At 63.9% G+C, this 19,993-nt stretch carries 15 protein-coding genes and 1 pseudogene; 7 read left to right on the plus strand and 9 right to left on the minus strand.

What is annotated here, in order from left to right; translation table 11 throughout:
• Positions 1-39: 39 nt before the first annotated feature.
• Positions 40-1,803, minus strand: coding sequence for an ABC transporter ATP-binding protein (locus IVB13_RS10690; RefSeq protein ID WP_247488925.1), 1,764 nt, complete (start codon positions 1,801-1,803; stop codon positions 40-42).
• A 277-nt stretch (positions 1,804-2,080) separates the two neighbouring features.
• On the opposite strand from IVB13_RS10690, the gene IVB13_RS10695 reads away from it, so the two are divergent.
• Entirely contained in the window at positions 2,081-3,151 is a 1,071-nt protein-coding gene (locus IVB13_RS10695; RefSeq protein ID WP_027516640.1) for a glycosyltransferase family 4 protein, read from the plus strand.
• 175 nt (positions 3,152-3,326) lie between these two features.
• Here the strand turns inward: IVB13_RS10695 and IVB13_RS10700 are convergent, their stop codons facing one another.
• The 5 genes and pseudogenes from IVB13_RS10700 to IVB13_RS10720 form a co-directional block, all read right to left on the minus strand.
• Positions 3,327-5,258, minus strand: a complete 1,932-nt coding sequence (locus tag IVB13_RS10700) for an alkyl sulfatase dimerization domain-containing protein (protein WP_247488832.1) — start codon at positions 5,256-5,258, stop codon at positions 3,327-3,329.
• Between the two features lie 121 nt (positions 5,259-5,379).
• Complete coding sequence (locus IVB13_RS40390; protein ID WP_247488927.1) at positions 5,380-6,660, minus strand: TRAP transporter large permease subunit; 1,281 nt, start codon at positions 6,658-6,660, stop codon at positions 5,380-5,382.
• A gap of 222 nt (positions 6,661-6,882) precedes the next feature.
• A pseudogene (locus tag IVB13_RS40395) lies at positions 6,883-7,440 on the minus strand (TRAP transporter small permease); the annotation flags it as partial.
• 67 nt (positions 7,441-7,507) lie between these two features.
• Complete coding sequence (locus IVB13_RS10715; RefSeq protein ID WP_247488834.1) at positions 7,508-8,509, minus strand: DctP family TRAP transporter solute-binding subunit; 1,002 nt, start codon at positions 8,507-8,509, stop codon at positions 7,508-7,510.
• Positions 8,510-8,693: 184 nt separating this feature from the next.
• Positions 8,694-9,464: a methyltransferase domain-containing protein gene (locus tag IVB13_RS10720; RefSeq protein WP_247488836.1), complete on the minus strand. Its 771-nt coding sequence runs from the start codon at positions 9,462-9,464 to the stop codon at positions 8,694-8,696.
• A gap of 162 nt (positions 9,465-9,626) precedes the next feature.
• On the opposite strand from IVB13_RS10720, the gene IVB13_RS10725 reads away from it, so the two are divergent.
• Positions 9,627-10,370: an SDR family oxidoreductase gene (locus tag IVB13_RS10725; RefSeq protein WP_085352088.1), complete on the plus strand. Its 744-nt coding sequence runs from the start codon at positions 9,627-9,629 to the stop codon at positions 10,368-10,370.
• A gap of 110 nt (positions 10,371-10,480) precedes the next feature.
• Here the strand turns inward: IVB13_RS10725 and IVB13_RS10730 are convergent, their stop codons facing one another.
• Both IVB13_RS10730 and IVB13_RS10735 read right to left on the minus strand, forming a co-directional pair.
• Positions 10,481-10,834 carry a UBP-type zinc finger domain-containing protein gene (locus IVB13_RS10730; protein ID WP_081747934.1) on the minus strand — a complete coding sequence of 118 codons (354 nt, stop codon included), beginning with the start codon at positions 10,832-10,834 and terminating at the stop codon, positions 10,481-10,483.
• Between the two features lie 237 nt (positions 10,835-11,071).
• On the minus strand, positions 11,072-12,133 hold the full coding sequence (locus tag IVB13_RS10735) for an isocitrate/isopropylmalate family dehydrogenase (RefSeq protein ID WP_247300302.1): 1,062 nt from the start codon (positions 12,131-12,133) through the stop codon (positions 11,072-11,074).
• A gap of 169 nt (positions 12,134-12,302) precedes the next feature.
• Between IVB13_RS10735 and IVB13_RS10740 the strand changes: the two genes are divergently transcribed.
• Positions 12,303-13,691, plus strand: coding sequence for an MFS transporter (locus IVB13_RS10740; RefSeq protein ID WP_247488837.1), 1,389 nt, complete (start codon positions 12,303-12,305; stop codon positions 13,689-13,691).
• Between the two features lie 4 nt (positions 13,692-13,695).
• Here IVB13_RS10740 and IVB13_RS10745 read toward each other — a convergent pair whose 3' ends face one another.
• Entirely contained in the window at positions 13,696-15,315 is a 1,620-nt protein-coding gene (locus IVB13_RS10745) for a B12-binding domain-containing radical SAM protein (RefSeq protein WP_018457153.1), read from the minus strand.
• A gap of 257 nt (positions 15,316-15,572) precedes the next feature.
• Between IVB13_RS10745 and IVB13_RS10750 the strand changes: the two genes are divergently transcribed.
• From IVB13_RS10750 to soxX, 4 genes are read left to right on the plus strand one after another with little or no spacing between them, the layout of a single operon-like run.
• Positions 15,573-16,022 carry a (2Fe-2S)-binding protein gene (locus IVB13_RS10750; RefSeq protein ID WP_007594050.1) on the plus strand — a complete coding sequence of 150 codons (450 nt, stop codon included), beginning with the start codon at positions 15,573-15,575 and terminating at the stop codon, positions 16,020-16,022.
• A gap of 11 nt (positions 16,023-16,033) precedes the next feature.
• Positions 16,034-18,220: a molybdopterin cofactor-binding domain-containing protein gene (locus IVB13_RS10755; RefSeq protein WP_247488840.1), complete on the plus strand. Its 2,187-nt coding sequence runs from the start codon at positions 16,034-16,036 to the stop codon at positions 18,218-18,220.
• A 54-nt stretch (positions 18,221-18,274) separates the two neighbouring features.
• Complete coding sequence (locus tag IVB13_RS10760; RefSeq protein ID WP_247367074.1) at positions 18,275-19,546, plus strand: NAD(P)/FAD-dependent oxidoreductase; 1,272 nt, start codon at positions 18,275-18,277, stop codon at positions 19,544-19,546.
• Positions 19,539-19,991, plus strand: coding sequence for a sulfur oxidation c-type cytochrome SoxX (soxX, locus tag IVB13_RS10765; RefSeq protein WP_247367075.1), 453 nt, complete (start codon positions 19,539-19,541; stop codon positions 19,989-19,991). Before IVB13_RS10760 ends, soxX begins: the two co-directional genes overlap by 8 nt.
• Positions 19,992-19,993 lie beyond the last annotated feature (2 nt).

The raw sequence follows: 19,993 nt of genomic DNA on the forward strand, positions 1-19,993 counted from the left end.
TTGTTTCGACACGCAACCGACTCGAACGCGACTGTTGGTTTACGCGGCGGCTTGGGCGAGCCGGCTCATTTCCTGCGTGACCAGCTCACGATAGGGCCCGTGGCCCTGCATCAGACGCTCGGGCGACCCGTCCTCGATGATCTTACCACCCCTCAACACGACCACGCGATCGAAATTGCGCAGGGTCGCGAGGCGATGCGCAATCGCGATCACCGTGCGGCCGCGCATCAGCCGCGACAACGCCTCGCGGATCGCCTCCTCGGATTCGCTGTCGAGCGCGGCGGTCGCCTCGTCCAGCAGCAGGATCGGCGCGTCCTTCAGGAAGGCGCGCGCAATCGCGATACGCTGGCGCTGACCGCCGGACATCTTGACGCCGCGGTCGCCGACCATGGTGTCGAGACCACCGGGCAGGCTTTCGACGAAATCGCAGCGCGCCGCAATGGCGGCACGCAGCACCTCGTCGTCGGTCGCGTTCGGGCGACCATAGCGGATGTTCTCGCGAATCGAGCGGTGGAACAGCGAGATGTCCTGCGGCACGACGGAGATCGCCTCGCGCAGGCTCTGCTGCGTCACCTTGGAAATGTCCTGGCCGTCGATGGTGATACTGCCCTCGTTGGTATCGTAGAAGCGTTGGAGCAGCGTGAACAGCGTCGACTTGCCGCCGCCGGACTGGCCGACCAGGCCGACGCGCTGGCCGGGTTGCAGGCGCAGGCTGAAGCGCTCGAAGATCTTTTCGCCGCCCGGATAGCCGAAGGTGACATTGTTGAACGCGATCGCGGCGCCGCTCTTCACCAGCGGCTCGGCCTCGGGGTGGTCGCGCAATTCATGCGGCACCAGCAGCGTGGCGATCGCCTCGGTCAGCCGGGCAACGTGCTGGGTGACGTCGACCAGCGCCACCGCGAGATCGCGCGTCGCATTCAGAATGGAGAGACCGAGAGTGCAGACCAGCACGACGTCGCCGGTGGTCGCCCGGCCATCCTGCCAGAGCATGATCGCCCAGGCCATCAGGGCGATCGTGAGCACGACAGTGACGCCGGCATGGATAAGCCGCAGCTTCTCCAGATAGCGCAGGCTGCGGCCGCGCGCGGTGAGCTCCCGGTTCACAGTCGCGTCGAACCGCTCATGCTCGTGCCCGATGCCGCAGAAGGCACGCACCAGCGGCATGTTGCTGATAACGTCGATCATCTCGCCGTCGACGACGGCGGCCTTGTCGGCGAAGTCGTCATGCAGCGGTTTCCCTGCGGCAGCGAGGCGGAACATCGCAAGCACCATGCCGCCGGCAATCACCATCAGGCCGAGTGCCATGTAAGGGCTGACGGTTCCAATCAGCGCGATTGCCGCAACCGTTGCGATGCACGGCGGCAACACATTCCAGACGAACATGTTCTCGACCGTGAACACCGCATTCGACGTCGCCGTGATGCGGCTCGTCAGCATGCCGGGCATGCGGTCGGAGAAGTAGCTCGGCGCGTGGCCGGTAAGATGACGAAAGATGTCACGGCGCAGGTCACCCGTGACACGGACGAAGGTGAAGCTGGCCGTCCAGCTCGCGATCCGCCAAAGGAAATTGTCGGCGGCGATCAGCGTCATGAGGAAAATGAATGCCAGCCATACGTTCCCACCATGCGAAGCGCCGGCCGACAAGCTGTCGACGAGGGATTTGACGCCGTACTGCGTGCCTACGGAGCAGGCAACGGCCGCCACCACAGCCGTCAGGATCACGAGATGCGACGCGAGCCGACGCCGAAGATAGCGCAAAACAAAGGCAAACGGCCGGTGCGCATACCCAGAAAGATGATCCATGTGACTATCGACCCCGTCGTGATGATTCAAACTTTTATTGTTAGTCGACTGAACATCGACACTTCGCCTCGGTTCCCGGGCACACTCATCACGACACGCGGATGCGGGCGTTCTGCGATGATGTGATGGCAGCATCGCGACGGGCATCCGACGTGTCGAATAAGTAACGTTCGGAAGGAGGAACTTCGCAAGTGCGGGAACGTTCCCTTGTCTGGCGTGCCGGTGCTGAACAGGCGGGGGCTTTCTACAATCATGATCGCACAGAGGAGATGGTGAGATGCGCATCGCGCAGGTAGCTCCGTTGACGGAGGCTGTTCCACCCAAGCTTTATGGCGGCACCGAGCGGGTGGTGCATTGGTTGACGGAAGAGCTGGTGGCCCTTGGGCACGATGTGACGCTGTTCGCGAGCGGCGACTCGCAAACCTCGGCAAAGCTGGATGCGCTGTGGCCGCGGGCGCTCCGCCTCGACGGTTCCGTGCGCGATCCCAATGCGCTGCACATGGTGATGCTGGAGCGGGTGCGGCAGAAATGTGACGACGAGGAGTTCGACTTCCTCCACTTCCATCTCGATTATTATCCGTGGTCGCTGTTCTACCGGCAGCCGACGCCGTTCCTGACCACGCTGCACGGCCGGCTCGACCTGCCGGAGCATCAACCGGTCTTCAACACCTTCTCGAAGGTCCCCGTCATTTCGATCTCGAACGCGCAGCGCCGGCCGGTGCCGCAGGCGAACTGGGTGAGGACGATCCACCACGGCCTGCCGGAGAACCTGCTGACGCCGAAGCCGGCGAAACAGGAATACCTCGCCGTGCTCGGCCGCATCGCGCCGGAAAAGGGCGTCGACCGCGCCATCAAGATCGCGACGCATTGCGGCATTCCGCTCAAGATCGCCGCCAAGGTCGATCGTGCCGACCAGGATTACTATGACGAGCTGATCCGGCCGATGATCGAGAACAATCCGCTGGTGGAATTCATCGGCGAGATCAGCGATCACGAGAAGTCGGACTTCTTGAGCGGCGCGCTCGGCTTGTTGCTGCCGATCGACTGGCCGGAGCCGTTTGGCTTGGTGATGATCGAAGCCATGGCTTGCGGAACGCCGGTCATCGCCTTCAACCGCGGCTCGGTGCCGGAGATCATTGACGAGGGCCTCACCGGCTTCGTCGTCGAGGACGTCCTCAGCGCAGCCGGCGTCGTCGGCCGCCTGCCGCAACTCGACCGCTCCGTCATCCGCAAGCAGTTCGAGACGCGCTTCACGGCGCGGCGCATGGCGCTGGATTATCTCGCGGCCTATCGCAGCCTTGGCGAGGAACAGGCGCCGCGGATCAAGCTGGTGAGCAGCGCGGAGTAGCTGTAGCGGCGGCCATCCCATAGCGACCGTCATGGCCGGGCATGTCCCGGCCATCGACATTTGCGCCCTGCTCTATCAACACGTCATTGCGAGCGTAGCGAAGCAATCCAGACCGTCCCCGCGGAGAGATTCTGGATTGCTTCGCTGCGCTCGCAATGACGGAGAAGGCGGTAGCCTACCTCACCACTGCCCGCTTCGGCTCGACGATCTCGAACATGCGCGGGAATTCGTCCATCAGGCCCATCAGCTCGGCGAGGCGCATCGGGTTGCCGGCGAATTTGACCTTGCCGGCGGCCACGGCCTCCGGGAAGCTGGTCAGTTTTGCGATCACCTCGTCGAGCGTCGACCGCGCGAGCGTGAAGCTGGCATCGGCGCTTTCCGCCTGCATGCCCTCTGTGTAAGTCAGCGCGCAGTTCTCCAGATTGAGCACGAAGGTCTCACCGGTGTCGGAAAAGCTCCAGTTCAGCACGATGTGCTTTCCTTCCGCCTTCGGTCCGTTGAGGCGGATGCCGAGCACGTCCCAGAGCTGTGAGGTGCGCAGCGCCGCCAGCGTCTCGCGCGGCATCGGCGGCCGCGCCGGCACTTTCGGCATGCCCTGGCGCAATTCCTGCGCGCCGAACAGATAGGCATTGCGCCAAGTCGCGCTTTCGGCGGCGTAGCCGAGCTGCTCCAGCGTATCCGCCAGCAACGCACGCGCAGCCTGATTGTCCGGCTCGGCAAAGACGAGATGGCCGAGCGCCTGCGCCACGAAGCGGAATTCGCCCTTGTCAAAATCGACACGCGCCCGCGCGAGGATGGCGTCGGCGCCGCCCATGTACTCGACATATTTCTTGCCCGACTCCACCGGCGGCAGCGGATCGAGATTGACCGGATTGGCGTCGTACCAGCCCAGGTACTTTTGATAGATCGCCTTCACATTGTGCCGGATGTGGCCGTAATAGCCGCGGCCGTGCCAGGCGCCCTCCAGGCTCTCGGGCAGCTGGATCGTTTCGGCGATCTCGGCCGCGGTGAGGCCGTGGTTCATCAGGCGGATGGTCTGGTCATGCGCGAACTTATAGAGGTCGCGCTGCTGCCGGATCATCGTGCCGATGCGTTCGTGTCCCCATACCGGCCAGTGATGCTGGCCGCACATCGCCTCCGCCTTGCCATCCCAGAGCTGCAAGGCCTCGCCCAGATATTTCGACCAGGCCAGCGCATCGCGTACGTCGGCGCCGCGGAACGGCAGCAGATTGTGAAAATTGTGGGTGCAGTTCTCGGCGAGGTTCAACAGCTTGTAGCGCGGGATGAAGAAATGCATCTCCGCCGGCGCTTCGCTGTTCGGCGCCATCTGGAATTCGAATTCGACGCCGTCGATCACGCGCCGGTCACCGGTCGCCATGATCAGATCGGTCGGCCGCAGCAGCGCCACTGAACCTGCTGCCATCGACTTGCCGAGGCCGCAATCGACCTGCCCACGCGCGCCCTTGGCGAGGAGAGGCCCGAACTGGTACTGCGCCCGCCGCAGCATCGCAGGTCCCGCGATGATGTTCTCGGAGACGGCATGCTCCATGAACAAGTTCGGCGCGATGATCGGCACGCGGCTGCTCGCGAGCGCATCCTCCTCCAGCACGCCGCGCGCGCCGCCCCAATGGTCGGTGTGGGTGTGGGTGAAAATCACGGCCGCGACCGGCCGCTGGCCGCGATGCTTGTAGTAGAGGTCGAGCGCGGCGCGCGCCCCCTCGATCGAGGTCAGGGTGTCGACGACGATGACGCCGCTGTCGCCTTCGATCAGCGTCATGTTGGCGATGTCGAGCCCGCGCACCTGGTAAACGCCGGGCACGACCTCGAACAGGCCGTGCTGCATGTTGAGCCGCGACTGCCGCCACAGGCTCGGATTGACCGTAGTCGGCGCCTCTTCAGTCGACAGGAAGCCGTAAGGCTCGAGGCTCCAGACCGTCCGCCCTTGCGGATTGGTGATCTCCGCGTTCTCGATGGTGCTGAGGAAGCCGCGGGCGGCGTCGTCGAAATCCCGTGTGTCGGCGAACGGCAACGCATTCAGCATCGCCGTTTGCTGCGCGATGACGGACGGTGTTGCGCCCTTCGGCTCGTTGCTGGACGTGTCCGTCATCTCGATCTCCTCCCCGCCTATTGCGCGGCATCTAACCGCATCTCGCGGTCGATTGCCATGGTGGGGACGGAGTGATGCGTTTCCCCGTGCCCACAGGTGGAGAGAAGCAGCGTGTTCGCAGCTACATGCCCAGCAATCTCGGCAGCCACAACGACAGACCCGGCCAATAGGTCACGACCACGAGGAAAGACAGCATGGTCAGGAGCCATGGCCACACCGCCACCGTGAGCTCGGTGATTCCCATCTTGGCGATGCCCGAGGCGACGTAGAGATTGAGGCCGACCGGCGGATGGCACAGCCCGACCTCCATGTTGACCGTCATCAGGATGCCGAAATGGATCGGATCGATGCCGAGCTTGATCGCAACCGGAAACAGGATCGGCGCCATGATCAGGATGATCGAGGACGGCTCCATCACATTGCCTGCCAATAGCAGCAGGAGATTGACGACGAGCAGGAAGCCGATCCAGCCGAGGCCCTGGTCGATCATCCATTGCGCCAGCGCTTGCGGCACGTTCTCGTAAGTCATCAGGAACGAGAACAGGACGGCGTTGGTGATGATGTAGAGCAGCATCGCCGAAAGATTTGCCGACGACAGCAACACCCGCGGCACGTCTCGCAGCTTCAGATCCTTGTAGATGAACACGGCGACGATGAAGGCGTACACCGCACTGACGGCGGCAGCTTCGGTCGGGGTGAACAGGCCGCTGTAGATGCCGCCGATCACGATCACGATCAGCAGGATACCCCAGATCGACTTGCGGAACGCATCGAAGCGCTCGTAGAGGGTTGCTTTCGGCATCCTCGGATAGTCGTTACGCCAGGCCCGATAGAACGTCGTGGCGCCAAGCAGCATGGCGAGCACCATTCCCGGCACGATGCCGGCGATGAACAGCTTGCCGACGGAGGTGTTGGTGGAGACGGCAAAAAGCACCATGGGAATCGAGGGTGGAATGAGAATTCCCAGCGAGCCGGAGGTTGTGATCACGCCCGCCCCGAACCTCTTCGGGAATCCCTGCGCGACCATCGCGGGCAGGATCACCGATCCGATCGCCACCACGGTGGCCGGCGACGAGCCGGAAATCGCGGCGAACAGCGCACAGGCGACCACGCCCGAGAGCGCAAGGCCGCCGTACCAATGGCCGACCAGTGAAGTCGCGAACGTGATCATCCGGCGCGCCACGCCGCCATGGGTCAGGAAGTTGCCGGCAAGGATGAAGAACGGGATCGCCATGATCTCGAAGCTCTCGATGCCGGTAAACAGCTTCAGCGCCACCGATTCCGTTCGCACGTCGGTCAGCGTGAACATGAAGCTGAGCACGGTCAGACCGAGCGCGATCGAGATCGGCATACCCGTGAGCATCAATGACAGCAGGAGGCCGAAGACGACGGCGACACGCAGGCCCTGCGGCAGCGTGATCACGTGCGCCGAATGGGCGAAGCACACGGCCACGATCAGGACCGGCAACAACATCAGGATCCAGCCGAGCGGACTGCGTTCGTCGCGGACGACCTGACTGCGCGTGACCGGGGCCGGATGGACCGGGTCTATTTCGACGCCCTCGACGCCGGCCATGTCGTGATGCGGCAGCTCGCCGGTGTGATAGAACGACCAGGCGACCTGCAGGAAGCGGAAGCACATCAGCCCGGAGCCGAGCGGGATGGTGAGATACACCAGCCACATCGGCGCTTCCAAGTCGTTGGATTGCTGGCCGGTCTGCCACATCTGGCCGACGAACGCGGCCCCGAAATAGCATACGATGGCAGTGAAAAGGGCGCCGCACATCAGGCCGAACGTGATGACGCGGCGGCGCGATCCGCCGGGAAGGATATTGACCAGGACGTCGACGCCGACATGGATGCCGGTGCGCACCCCGTAGGCCGCACCGAACTTCGCCATCCAGATGAACATGTAGATGCAGAGTTCCTGCGCCCAGGACAAGTCGAGAGCGGCAAGCCAGACGAACGCGGCCCGCGCGGGGACGGCGAGCAAGGCCAGGTTGCGCGCCTCCGCCCATTTGGCGATGTCGATCGACAGCCCGGCGCCATATCGATGCAGCACGGCAACGAAGATGAGCGATGTCGCGGCCGCGATCATCGTCGCGATCAGCCATTCCTCGAGATGATTGAGCACACGATTTAATGCACGCAGCAACTTGGTCCCCTCAGCTTGGCTCATCATTCAAGAGCAACGGCCGGGAGTGCGATCACCCCCGACCGTTCATGGTTGTTCTTATAACGCGCCGACGTCAGTTCATCTTGACGTCGAGTTCCTTGGCGAGGAGATCGAGCACCTCCTGCCCGACCCGCCCCTTCGCCCATTTGTAGGTCGGCTGCATCGCTTCCTGCCACGCCTTGCGATCGGCGTCAGTCAGATAATGCAGCGTGGTCTTGCCCGTCTTCTTGATCTCGGCCAGCGCGTCCTCGTTCTCCTGGTGCGCGATCTGGTTGGTGTAGTCGGTCGCCTCGTTCATCGCCTTCTCGAGCTGGGCGCGGATATCGGGCGGCAGGCTGGACCAGAATTTCGAATTGACGATGACGGCATATTGCAGGTGCGCGTGATAGGACACGGTGATGTCCTTCTGCACCTCGTAGAACTTCTGCGTCAGGTAGTTGGACGCGGTGTTCTCGCAGCCGTCGACCACGCCCGTCTGCAAAGCCTGGTAGACTTCGGAAAACGCCATGATCTGGGGGATCGAGCCCATGATCCGGAGATATTGGTCGGCGACCTTCGATCCGGAGATGCGGAATTTGAGACCCTGGAAATCGGCCGGCTTCATCAGGGCACGGTTGGCGGAGAGCATGTGGAAGCCGTTGTCCCAATAAGCGAGCCCGGTGATGCCCTTGGTCTCGAGCTTATCGAACAGCCACTTGCCGATCGTACCCTTCATCGCGTTGGAATAGGTCTGGTCGTCCTTGAACAGCCAGGGCAGGTCGAGCGCCTCGAACTCCTTGATACCGAGCGGTGCGAACTTCGCGGTCGAAGGGGCGAGCATGTGCACCGAGCCGAGCTGCAGCGCCTCGATCTCCTCCTTGTCCTTGTACAGCGTGGAGTTCGGGTAGATTTCGACCTTGACCTTGCCGTCGGTGTACTTCTCCGCAAGTTCCTTGAACTTCAGGGCGCCCTTGCCTTTGGGCGTGTCGTTAGCGACGACGTGGCTGAATTTGATGACGATCGGGCTCTGGGCCTCGACAACGGCGGGCGCCATAAGAATGGCTGCGGCCGCGACAGCAAGAAGCAGCTTGCGCATGAACGAACCTCCCAACAACCTCTAAAACCGGGTCTTTTTTGTTTTCCGATTTCAGTACTGACAGCAATCCGCCACCCGAACAACTAGACCTAAGCCCAATTTGCCGCAGCCCAGGTATCTTGCGCAACCCGGCTCCTGCTGCCGTTCCCGAAGCGAGCGCTTATGTCGCATTGCGGCAGTGCGATCAGCCGCTGCGCTGAGCGACCATGAACAGACGCCGGAACGGAAACAGCGTCTGCCCCGCGGCGTTCTTCGGATAGGCTTTCGCGACCCGCATCCCATAGGCGGCTTCGAACGCGGCCTTCTCGTCGCCCTGCAAGATGTCGAGATAGCGCGTCAACCAGGTCCCCTTGGTCCACTCCTTCACGGGGTTCTCGCCTTCCAGCACCTGCAGATATTCGGTCTCCCAGATGTCGATATTGGCCGACATCGGAGCAAGAAGACCGTGATAATAGGCCGGCCCTTCGACCGGCGGCGGCGTAACGAGATGCTCGACCTTGGACCGCCAGGGACCGTTCAGCGCGGTCTCGCCGATCAGCACATGCGAGGGCGCCAGAAAATTGCGCGGCATCTGCACCGCGAGCATTCCGCCAGGCGTCACCTTCTCCATGATCGACGGAAACAGTGCCGCATGATTGGGCAGCCAGTGCAGCGCGGCATTGGAATAGACAACGTCATACTGCTTCGTCGGGCGCCAGTGACCGAGGTCCTCGTGTGACCATTCCACGTCCGGCGCCGCCTTGCGGCCGGCGGCGACCATCTCGGCCGAACCCTCGACACCGGTCACCGTCGCGTCCGGCCAACGCTCCTTGATCAGCTTGGTGACGTTGCCGGCGCCGGCGCCGAGATCGGCAACCGCACGCGGACCAGAATCCGGAATCCGCATCAAGAGGTCGACGGCGGGCCGGAGCCGGTGGCCGGAGAATTTCAGATATTGCTGCGGATCCCAGACCATCGCTCGGCGCCTTTTCTTTTTCGTGTTTCCTTCAACGCGGCTCTTGGTTACCACTGCTCGTCCCGGTCGGGCAAATCAGGCTGACGGAGACAGGGCAGGAAACGAACAGAAAAACGAACAGCCCAGCGACAAGCAGAAAAGCGAACAAGAGGGCGTGTCACCATGGATCTCGGGCTCAAATCGAAAACCGCCGTCGTCACCGGAGCGAGCGTCGGCATCGGCCGTGCCATCGCCAAGGGCTTGGCTGCCGAAGGCGTGCGCGTCGTCGGCGTGGCACGGCGCACCGACCTGCTCGCCGAGCTGGTAACGGAAGTCGGCTCCGGTCTGATCACGCCATTCGAGCAGGACGTGATGGCCAAGGACGCGGCCGAGAAGATTTCGGCGTTCGCGCTCAAAGAGCTCGGCCATGTCGACATCCTGATCAACAATGCCGGCGGAAGCCGCCCCCTCCCCGTCGATGCGCCTGACAGCCAATGGGACGAGGCGATCGCGCTGAATTTCACCAGCTACCGCCGCATCGCGCATGCGCTGCTGCCGCAGATGATCGAGCGCAAATGGGGCCGCATCGTCAACATCACCGGCAAGTCCGAGCCGGAAGGCCTCAACGCCGCGTTTGCCGCCAAAGCCGCCGTGCACGCCTGGGCCAAAGGCCTGTCGCGCGAGATCGGCGAGCACGGCATCACCATCAACTGCATCCCGCCCGGCCGCATCATGAGCGAACAGATCCGCCGCAACTACGCGCCTGATTATCGCGAGCGCTTCGCGGAAGAAGAGATCCCGGTCGGCTATTGGGGCGAGCCGGAAGACCTCGCCGCGCTCGCGGTGTTCCTGGCATCACCCGTGGCGCGCTACATCACGGGCACGGTGATCCCGGTGGATGGGGGGTTGCGGAGGTATCAGTTCTAGAACCGATTGGACTTCGTAGGATGGGTAGAGCGCAGCGAAACCCATCGACAGCATACGACGTGAACCTGATGGGTTTCGCAAGTGCTCTACCCATCCTACGGCCTACCGCCTTACTCATGCAGCAGCGTTTGCCAGTCCGGAGGCACCGCGCCGTCCGGTCCGGGCACCGGCTGATCCAACGGATGCGCGTGAGGACCTTGAAGCTTCGGGCCGGCGAAAGCCTCTCCCGTGCGATAGTCGTAAAACCATCGTTCGCCCGGCTCGAAGCTCGTGATGATCGGATGACCTGTCGCCGCGCTGTGTTTCGTTGCGTGCTGATTTGGTGACGCATCACAGCAGCCGATGTGACCGCATTCGACACATCTGCGAAGGTGAAACCACCACCCGCCCGCAGCCGAGCATTCCACGCACCCCGTTCCGCTTGGTTTGGCCGCGAGATTGATGCCACCCCTCTCAGACTTCATAGGTCAGCTCACTGAAATTGCCCGCAGCCACCACCGATGCATTCACGCCGCGATCTCCGCCACGATCGCATTTTGCCAGTGTTTTGCCCGACGGGTCAACGTCATGGCAGCGGCGAATGCCGCCGCTGCGCGGTTCGGAAATCCCTTATTAATCAAGGGGCCTTCTACTGTGCATGGGGTTGTTTTCGCGCTTTTTTGTTTTGAGCCCTTAAAAAAAACAAGGCCCCGCATAACCACTCACCCGGCCTGCAGGATTTCCGCAATCGCCGCCCCCGCGGCGATCGTGCCGAGCTTTCCGCCGACATCGCGCGTTGCCCTGCCCTCGCCGATCGCTTTTGCCACCGCCGCCTCGATCGCACGTGCGGCTTCCTCGTAGCGCACCGCGCCGCTATTCTCGCCGTGCCATCCGAGCAGCAGGGCCGTGGACAGGATCAGCGAGACTGGATTGGCAACATCCTGTCCGGCTATGTCAGGCGCCGAGCCATGCGCGGCCTGCGCCATGGCGAAGCTGTCGCCGACATTGAGCGAGCCGCCGAGACCGAGGCTGCCGGAGAGTTCGGCGGTGAGATCGGACAGGATGTCGCCAAACATGTTGGTGGCGACGATGACGTCGAAGCGGTCGGGGTTGCGCACCACATGCGCCATCATGGCGTCGACGAGGATGTCGTCGACCTCAAGGCCGGGATAGGCCTTCGCCGCCTCGCGGCAGATCTCGAGGAACATGCCGTCACCGAGCTTGAGCACATTGGCCTTGTGCACGATGGTGAGATGCTTGCGCCGCTTCATCGCCAGCCGGCACGCCGCATGCGCGATGCGCTCGCAGCACAGGCGCGTGATCCGGCGCAGCGAGATCACGACGTCCGATGTGACCAGCATCTCGCCGTTGCCCTGCTCCATGTTGCGGTCGGCGTAAAACCCTTCCGTATTTTCGCGCACCACGACGAGGTCGAAATCGCCGACCCGGCCGGACAGCCCCGCATAGGTGCGTGCCGGCCTGACATTGGCGTAGAGGTCGAGGTTCTTGCGAAAATATCGCGACGGGTTGATCTCGCCATGGGCCTCGTCCTTGAAGTCGAAGGTCGCGGTCGGCCCGAGGATCAGGCCGTCGGCGGCGCGGACGATGTCGAGCAGCTCGGGGCGCACCGTCGTGCCAAATTGTTTGAGGCTCGCATGCCCGACCGCGTGCTCCTCCAGCTGCAGATTGAGCTGGAAGCGTTCGGAGGCCGCGCGCAACACGCCTGATGTTGCGGCCGTGATCTCGGGCCCGATGCCGTCACCGGGCAAAACGACGATGTGCATGGCGGTCCCCTGACATTGCAGCAGTTCGCGCGATCATACGCCGGCGCGCAGGTTCATCGCCCAGCCTTCGCGCATACACAGCATGCAAGCATATGCCTGTGGAAGGCGGCCGCGCCGTAGTACATGCCGAGTCCCCTGGAGCCGGCCGCCGGAGCAACGCGCTAACGCAATGACAATCACGTTACCCGCCGGCGCGCGCGAGCCCGACCACACCATTTCCGACGGCCTTCCAGCCGCACAGCGGCGCTGGGCCATTGCCGCGATCTTCACCGCGCTGGCGATGGCGTCGCTCGACACCGCGATCGCCAACATCGCGCTGCCCGCCATTGCCGGCGACCTGCATGTGAGCCCGGAGCAATCGGTCTGGGTGGTCAACGTCTACCAGATCGCGCTGGTGGCGACGTTGCTGCCGTTGGGAGCACTCGGCGAGATCGTCGGGCACCAGCGCATCTATCTCGGCGGCCTGATCCTGTTCACCATCGCCTCGCTGTTCTGCGCGGTGGCCTGGTCGCTGGACAGCCTGCTGGTTGCGCGCACGCTGCAAGGGTTAGGTGCGAGCGGCATCATGAGCGTCAACACGGCGCTGGTGCGCTTCGTCTATCCCGGCCGGATGCTCGGCCGCGGCTTCGGCCACAACGCGCTGGTGGTCGCGACCGCCTTCACCTTTGGTCCCTCGATCGCTTCCGCTATCCTCGCGCTCGGCCCGTGGCCATGGCTGTTCGCCGTCAACATCCCGTTCGGCCTGGTCGCGATCGGCATCGGCTTTGCGATGCTGCCGAAGACGCCGCGCGCCGATCACGGCTTCGATTTTCTCGGCGCGGCCCTGGCGTCGGCCTGTCTCGGGCTGTTCATCACGGGCATCGGCAGTGCCGCGCACAATCTCTCACCGATGGTCGTGGGCATCGAGCTGGTCACTGCCCTCGCGCTCGGCTTCATCCTGACGCGCCGCCACGCCGACCATCCGGCGCCGATGCTGCCGATCGACCTGTTCAGCCGGCCAATGTTCGCGCTGTCGGCCGCGACGGCCGTGTGCTCGTTCGCGGTGCAGGGCCTCGCCTTCGTCTCGCTGCCGTTCTATTTCGAAGACGTGCTGGGGCGTTCGCAGGTCGAGACCGGCTTCTTCATGACGCCATGGCCGCTGGTGGTCGGCATCATGGCGCCGATCGCCGGGCGCCTCTCCGACCGGCACGCGGTCGGATTGCTCGGCGGCATCGGGCTCGTGCTGCTCGGCCTCGGCATGGCGCTGCTGGCGATGCTGCCGGCCAATCCTGCGATTCCCGACATTATCTGGCGGATGGTGATCTGCGGCATGGGATTCGGCTTCTTCCAGGCGCCGAACATGAAAGCGGTGATGTCGAGCGCGCCGCCGCATCGCAGCGGCAGCGCCTCCGGCATCGTCGCCACCGCGCGCCTGACGGGGCAGACGACAGGGGCGGCGCTGGCCGCGCTCTGCTTCTCGCTGGCCGGTCACGACGGCGCAGTCGTGGCATTGGCACTCGGCGCCGGCTTCGCCGTACTCGGCAGCGTGATGAGCTTTTTGCGGCTGGCGGTGGAGTAGACGGTCAAGCCAGATGTCGGGCCGCCGTCACCTCGACTGTCGCGGCCGGAATGACAGTCTCCTCGTCGAGCGCAGCGAGGCGCTCATCGATGGCAGCGATGACCTTGCGCGAGAACGGCCCGAGATGCGCATAGGCAGCGATCATCTGCACGGCGATCCGCGCCGATGTTGTGTCGCGCTTGGCGCAGTTCATGAAGGTCTGCCACAGCGGCCCGCGCGCCTCGGGAAGGGCTGTGACCACCTTGTGCACCGTTTCCATCGCGCCGATCCGGGCACGGATATCGCCTTCCGCGAGCTCCTGGCGCTGGCGAGAGCGGTCGAGCAGCGTCATCAGTCGGTCGATACGCCTTGCATAGGCGGCCGGGCTGTAGATGTGCTCCAGCACGCGCTTGTAGTCCGTCAGAATGTCGCGCAATGGACGCACCGGATCGAAATTGATCCCGGCGGTGCACTGATCCGCGCCGATGGTCGGCGCCAGGTCGTGGCCCGGATGCAACCGGCCTTCGCGCTCCAGGCGGCGCGTCAGCTGCGTGTTCGGCAAGGCATAGAGCAGGCCGACCATGCTGACCGGGATCGCCGCCTCTTCGATGAAGTCGATCATGGCATCCGCCATCGAGAGCTTCTCATTGTCGAAGCCGACGATGAAACCCGCGGTGACGAGCATGCCCGCGGCGTAGATCTTGTGGATGCTCTCGGCGATGTTGCGCCGCGTGTTCTGCTTCTTCCGCATGGCGACCAGCGTCGCCGGATCCGGACTTTCGATACCGACGAAGATGGCGAAGAAATTCGCCTGGCCCATCAGGTTCAGGAGCTCGGGATCGTCGGCCAGATTGACCGAGGCCTCAGTCGACAATTCAAAGGGATAGCCGTGAGCACGTTGCCATTCGGCCAGCTGGGGCAGGAACAGCCGCAACGACTTCTTGTTGCCGATGAAATTGTCGTCGACGAAGTCGAGATGGCCGCGGTAGCCCATGGCATAGAGCCTGTCGAGCTCGACCAGCATTTGCTCGTTCGTCTTGGTTCGCGGCACCCGGCCATAGAGCTCGATGATATCGCAGAACTCGCAGGTGAACGGGCAGCCGCGGGAATACTGCACACCGAGATAAAGGTAGTCCTCGAACTTCAGCAGATCGAAGCGCGGAACCGGCGTCTTGGTGACGTCGGCCTGGAATTTCGGCGCAATGAAGACGCCGGAGCGTGCGCCACTGTCCCAGGCCGCGACGAATTCGTGGAGAACGCTTTCGGCCTCTCCGAGCACCTGGAAGTCGGCCCTCTCATAGATATGGGGGCTCGAGGTGGGATCGGGACCGCCCACGACCACCGGCTTGCCCGCGGCACGGCAAATTTCGATCAGGCGCAGCGTGTCGGCCTGCTGCGGCATCATTCCGCCGGTGAAGACGACGTCGGCCCAGGAAAGATCCTCGTCGCTGAAGGATTCCGTGTTGCAATCGATCAGCCGGACCGTCCAGCTCTCGGGCAGCATCGCGGCAACGGTGATCAGCCCCAAAGGGGCCGCGGGCCGCTTCACACCCAACACTTTGCAGGATTCGCCAAAGCTCCAGAAGGACTCTGCCGAGAACAGCGGATAGAGCATCAGGACTTTGCAAGGCTGCGGTACGTTCATGGAACCCCTTTTTGGCTGATTCCACTGTAGCAGAGCATTCTCGACTTGCACCCTGCCAAAAGGGACAAACTGTCGCTCTCGGTTCCGGGGGCGTCGGCGCGGAAGCCAGTAGACGTCGCTTCAAGCCGTGCCGCGGGCGCCCGGGGAAGGAATCCCCGCCGGTTACCCCTCGGACTATTGATTTGAACGTTTCCAATTTGCCGGACACATTGCGCCGCTGAGTCCAGTCGGTGGATTGGGCCAATCAGGGGACTGCGATGGCAAACCTAACAATCAACGGAAAAACCTTCACGCTCGACGTCGAGCCGGATACGCCCCTGCTCTGGGCGATCCGCGAGAATGCCGGCCTCACCGGCACCAAATATGGCTGCGGCATTGCACAATGCGGCGCCTGCACCGTTCACATCGACGGCGTCGCCACCCGCTCCTGCGGGGTTTCGGTCGGCGAAGCCGCAGGCAAGAAGATCACGACCATCGAAGGGCTCGCCTCCGGCAACGCGCTGCACAAGGTGCAGGAAGCCTGGATTGCCCAGGACGTTCCGCAATGCGGCTATTGCCAGAGCGGCATGATCATGGCGGTGGCGGCGCTGCTGAGCGAGAAGCCGAAGCCGACCGACGCCGACATCGACGAGGCCATCACCAATATCTGCCGCTGCGGCACCTTCCAGCAGGTGCGCGAAGCGATCCACACGATCGCAAGCGCGTAAGGAGCCGCCACATGAACAAGCATGTCTCTCCCAGGATGAACCGCCGTGCCTTCGTCATCGGCACCGCCGCGGTCGGCGCAGGTCTCGCAATCGGCCTCGATATCCCCTTCGGCGGTCCCGCCGTGGTCCGCGCGGCCGACGGCTCCCCGGAGATCGGCGCCTGGGTCGTGGTCAGGCCCGACGACACCGTCGTCATCCGCATCGCCCGCTCCGAAATGGGCCAGGGCTCCCTCACCGGCCTTGCCCAGCTCGTCGCCGAGGAACTCGAATGCGACTGGTCGAAGGTCTCGACCGAATATCCGACACCGGGCCAGAGCGTCGCCCGCAAGCGCGTCTGGGGCGATTTCTCGACCGGCGGCAGCCGCGGCATCCGCTCTTCGCAAGACTATGTCCGCAAGGGCGGTGCCACCGCACGCGTGATGCTGATCCAGGCCGCCGCCGAGGCGTGGAAAGTGCCGGCGTCCGAATGCACGGCCGCCAACAGCGTCATTACCCACACGCCGTCCGGCAAGACCACGACCTACGGCAAGGTCGCCGAGGCCGCGGCCAAGCTGACGCCGCCGGCCGAGGTCAAGCTGAAGGACCCCAAGGACTGGAAGCTGATCGGCAAGGGCGTGAAGCGGCTGGACACCGCCGAGAAGACCACCGGCACCATGGTCTACGGCATCGACGTCAAGCTGCCGGGCATGCTGAACGCCGCGATCAAGGATTGCCCGGTGTTCGGCGGCAAGCTGAAAAGCTATGACGAAGCCAAGATCACCGCCATGAAAGGAGTCAAGAAGGTCGTCAAGGTCGGCGACACCGCGGTCGCCGTCGTTGCCGACACCTGGTGGCACGCCAAGACCGCACTGGAGGCGCTGCCGATCGTCTGGGACGAGGGCGACAACGCCAAGGTCTCGAGCGAGTCGATCGCGAAATGGCTGACCGAGGGCCTCGACAACGGGCAGCCGGCCTATGTCGGCAACAAGAACGGCGACGCGAAGGCGGCGATTGCCGGTGCCGCCAAGAAAATCGAGGCCGTCTACAGCTATCCCTACCAGAACCACGCCACCATGGAGCCAATGAACGCCACGGCGGTCTACACGGCGGACAAATGCGAGGTCTGGTGCGGCACGCAGAATGGCGAGGCAGCCTTCGCGGCCACGTTGGAAGCGTCGGGCCTGCCGGCGGAGAAGTGCGACGTGCACAAGGTGATGCCGGGCGGCGGCTTCGGCCGGCGCGGCCAGACCGACTATGTCCGCCAGGCCGTCTTGATCGCCAAGGAGATGCCGGGCACGCCGATCAAGCTGTTGTGGTCGCGCGAAGAGGACATGGCGCACGGCAGATATCACCCGATCACCCAGTGCAAGATGACCGGCGCGTTCGATGCCGACAACAATCTGGTCGCGCTGCACTACCGCCTGTCCGGGCAATCGATCCTGTTCTCGCTCCGCCCCGAAGCGCTGCAGAACGGCATGGATCCGGCCGCATTCCAGGGCGTCGCCCAGTCCGGCGAAGCCGCGTTCGGTTACTCCGTGCCGAACCTCCTGGTCGAGCATGCGATGCGCAACCCGCACGTTCCGCCGGGCTTCTGGCGCGGCGTCAACGTCAATCACAACGCGATCTACATGGAATGCTTCATGGACGAGCTGGCCCAGGCCGCAGGCCAGGACCCGCTCGAATTCCGCCGCAAGCTGATGGGCAATCACCCCAAGCATCTGGCGGTGCTCAATGCCGTGGCCGAGAAGATCGGCTGGAGCACTCCGGCGCCACAGGGCATCTATCGCGGCATCGCGCAGGTGATGGGCTATGGCAGCTATGTCGCCGGCGCCGCCGAAATCTCGGTGACCGACGGCAACAAGATCAAGGTGCATCGTATCGTCGCCTCCACCGATCCCGGCTACGTCGTCAATCCGGCCCAGGTGGAGCGGCAGATCGCGGGCTCCTTCGTCTATGGCCTCTCCGCGCTGTTCTACGGCGGCTGCACCGTCAAGGACGGCAAGATCGAGCAGACCAACTTCGACACCTACAATTCGATGCGCATCAACGAGATGCCGAAGGTCGAATCGGTGATGGTGCCGAGCGGCGGGTTCTGGGGCGGTGTCGGCGAGCCGACCATCGGCGTCGCGGCACCGGCGGTGCTCAACGCATACTTCGCGGCGACGGGCAAACGCATCCGCTCGGTACCGCTACGCGATCAGAACATCACCTTCGCCTGAAAAATGCCGCGGCGGCCGTAACGCTCGCCGCGGCACCCTTTCCGGACAAGACTCATGAATGCGTCGGTGACACGGCGGGACGCCGTCCTCGGCATCGCCGCCGCGGCTACATCATTCGCCGTTCCTTCGATCCTGCGCGCGCAATCGGCGGGCCGCGTCGTCGTGGTCGGCGGCGGCTTTGGCGGCGCCGCGTGCGCGCGCGCGCTGAAGCGCGCGGAGGCAAACTTGCAAGTCATCCTGATCGAACCCAGTACCGTCTTCACCTCCTGTCCGTTCAGCAACGAGGTGATCGCCGGTCTGCGCGAGATCGACACGCAGCAGTTTGGCTATGACAAGATCGCCGCCGAGGGTGTCACCGTGATCAGCCAGGCCGTGACCACAATCGAGCCGCAACTACGCAGCGTCGTGACGGCCGATGGCGTTGCGCTGCCCTATGATCGTCTCGTCCTCTCTCCCGGCATCGACTTCCATTTCGAAGCTCTGCCTGGCTACGACGACGCCACATCCGAAAAGATGCCGCACGCCTGGAAGGCCGGCGCGCAGACGCTGTTGCTGCGTCGGCAGCTGGAGGCCATGCCGGACGGCGGCACCGTCGCCATTGCGATCCCCGCCAATCCCTCGCGCTGTCCGCCGGCGCCTTACGAGCGCGCCAGCCTGATCGCGCATTACCTGAAAACGAAGAAGCCGCGCTCAAAGGTCTTGATCCTCGATGCCAAGGACAATTTCTCCCAGCAGCGACTGTTCGAGAAGGCGTGGAAGGAGCTTTACGGCGATATGATCGAACGCATCGGGCTGTCGCAAGGCGGCCGCGTGACCTCGGTCGACCCCGCGACCAGGACCATCGTCACCGAGTTCGGCAATTACACCCCTGACGTCGCCAACGTCATCCCGCCGCAGCGAGCGGGACGCATCGCCGAGGTCGCGGGCGCTGCGGATGCCACCGGCTGGTGCCCGATCGATCCCGTCACCTTCGAATCGAAACTCGTCCAGAACATCCACGTCATCGGCGATGCCTGCCTGGGCGGGGGCATTCCCAAATCGGCATCCGCGGCAAGCGCACAGGGCAAGGCCTGCGCTTCCGTAATCGTGAACCTCCTTGCCGGCCGCGCACCAGAAACGCCGCGATTAACAGGCGTCTGCTACAACATTGTCGCACCCGGCTACGGCTTTTCACTCGCGGGCAATTACCAGCCCAGGGGCGACATCTTCGCCGAGGTCGAGGGCGGCACGTCCAGCCCGGTCGATGCGCCGCGCGAATTGCGCGCCCGCGAGGCGACCGAAGCCGAGCACTGGTTTCAAACCATCACGGCAGATACCTTTGGCTAGAGCATTGGTCCATATCGCAGCGCTGATCGCCGCCAGTGTCGCCTTCGCCTGCCACGCGGGAGCCGAGGAGCTCCTGCCCTACAACGTCGCCGGCGACGGCATCGCGGAATCGCTCACCGGCGCGCCCGGCGATGCCGCGCGCGGGCGCGCGCTGGTGCTCGCGCGCACGACGACCTGCATCCTGTGCCATTCCGGCCCCTTCCCGGAGACCCGGTTCCAGGGCGACCTCGCGCCTGACCTCTCGGGTGCGGGGAACCGCTGGACGGTGAGCCAGTTGCGGCTTCGACTGGTCGATGCGGCGCGCTTCAACCCGAAGACCATCATGCCGTCCTATTATCGCACCGATCACCTCGTGCGGGTCGGGCGAAACTTCGTCGGCAAACCGATCTTGTCCGCCGCCGAGATCGAGGACATCGTGGCTTTCCTTGCAACGCTTCGGGACTAGGA

This window comes from Bradyrhizobium sp. 17, assembly GCF_023073515.1.
Classification (GTDB): Bacteria; Pseudomonadota; Alphaproteobacteria; order Rhizobiales; family Xanthobacteraceae; genus Bradyrhizobium; species Bradyrhizobium canariense_D.

Excerpts from the sequence above, each read along its gene's own strand:
- IVB13_RS10690 (WP_247488925.1), bottom strand. The coding sequence starts at position 1,803 with ATGGATCATCTTTCTGGGTATGCGCACCGGCCGTTTGCCTTTGTTTTG.
- IVB13_RS10695 (WP_027516640.1), top strand. The coding sequence starts at position 2,081 with ATGCGCATCGCGCAGGTAGCTCCGTTGACGGAGGCTGTTCCACCCAAG.
- IVB13_RS10700 (WP_247488832.1), bottom strand. The coding sequence starts at position 5,258 with ATGACGGACACGTCCAGCAACGAGCCGAAGGGCGCAACACCGTCCGTC.
- IVB13_RS10715 (WP_247488834.1), bottom strand. The coding sequence starts at position 8,509 with ATGCGCAAGCTGCTTCTTGCTGTCGCGGCCGCAGCCATTCTTATGGCG.
- IVB13_RS10720 (WP_247488836.1), bottom strand. The coding sequence starts at position 9,464 with ATGGTCTGGGATCCGCAGCAATATCTGAAATTCTCCGGCCACCGGCTC.
- IVB13_RS10725 (WP_085352088.1), top strand. The coding sequence starts at position 9,627 with ATGGATCTCGGGCTCAAATCGAAAACCGCCGTCGTCACCGGAGCGAGC.
- IVB13_RS10730 (WP_081747934.1), bottom strand. The coding sequence starts at position 10,834 with ATGAAGTCTGAGAGGGGTGGCATCAATCTCGCGGCCAAACCAAGCGGA.
- IVB13_RS10735 (WP_247300302.1), bottom strand. The coding sequence starts at position 12,133 with ATGCACATCGTCGTTTTGCCCGGTGACGGCATCGGGCCCGAGATCACG.
- IVB13_RS10740 (WP_247488837.1), top strand. The coding sequence starts at position 12,303 with ATGACAATCACGTTACCCGCCGGCGCGCGCGAGCCCGACCACACCATT.
- IVB13_RS10745 (WP_018457153.1), bottom strand. The coding sequence starts at position 15,315 with ATGAACGTACCGCAGCCTTGCAAAGTCCTGATGCTCTATCCGCTGTTC.
- IVB13_RS10750 (WP_007594050.1), top strand. The coding sequence starts at position 15,573 with ATGGCAAACCTAACAATCAACGGAAAAACCTTCACGCTCGACGTCGAG.
- IVB13_RS10755 (WP_247488840.1), top strand. The coding sequence starts at position 16,034 with ATGAACAAGCATGTCTCTCCCAGGATGAACCGCCGTGCCTTCGTCATC.
- IVB13_RS10760 (WP_247367074.1), top strand. The coding sequence starts at position 18,275 with ATGAATGCGTCGGTGACACGGCGGGACGCCGTCCTCGGCATCGCCGCC.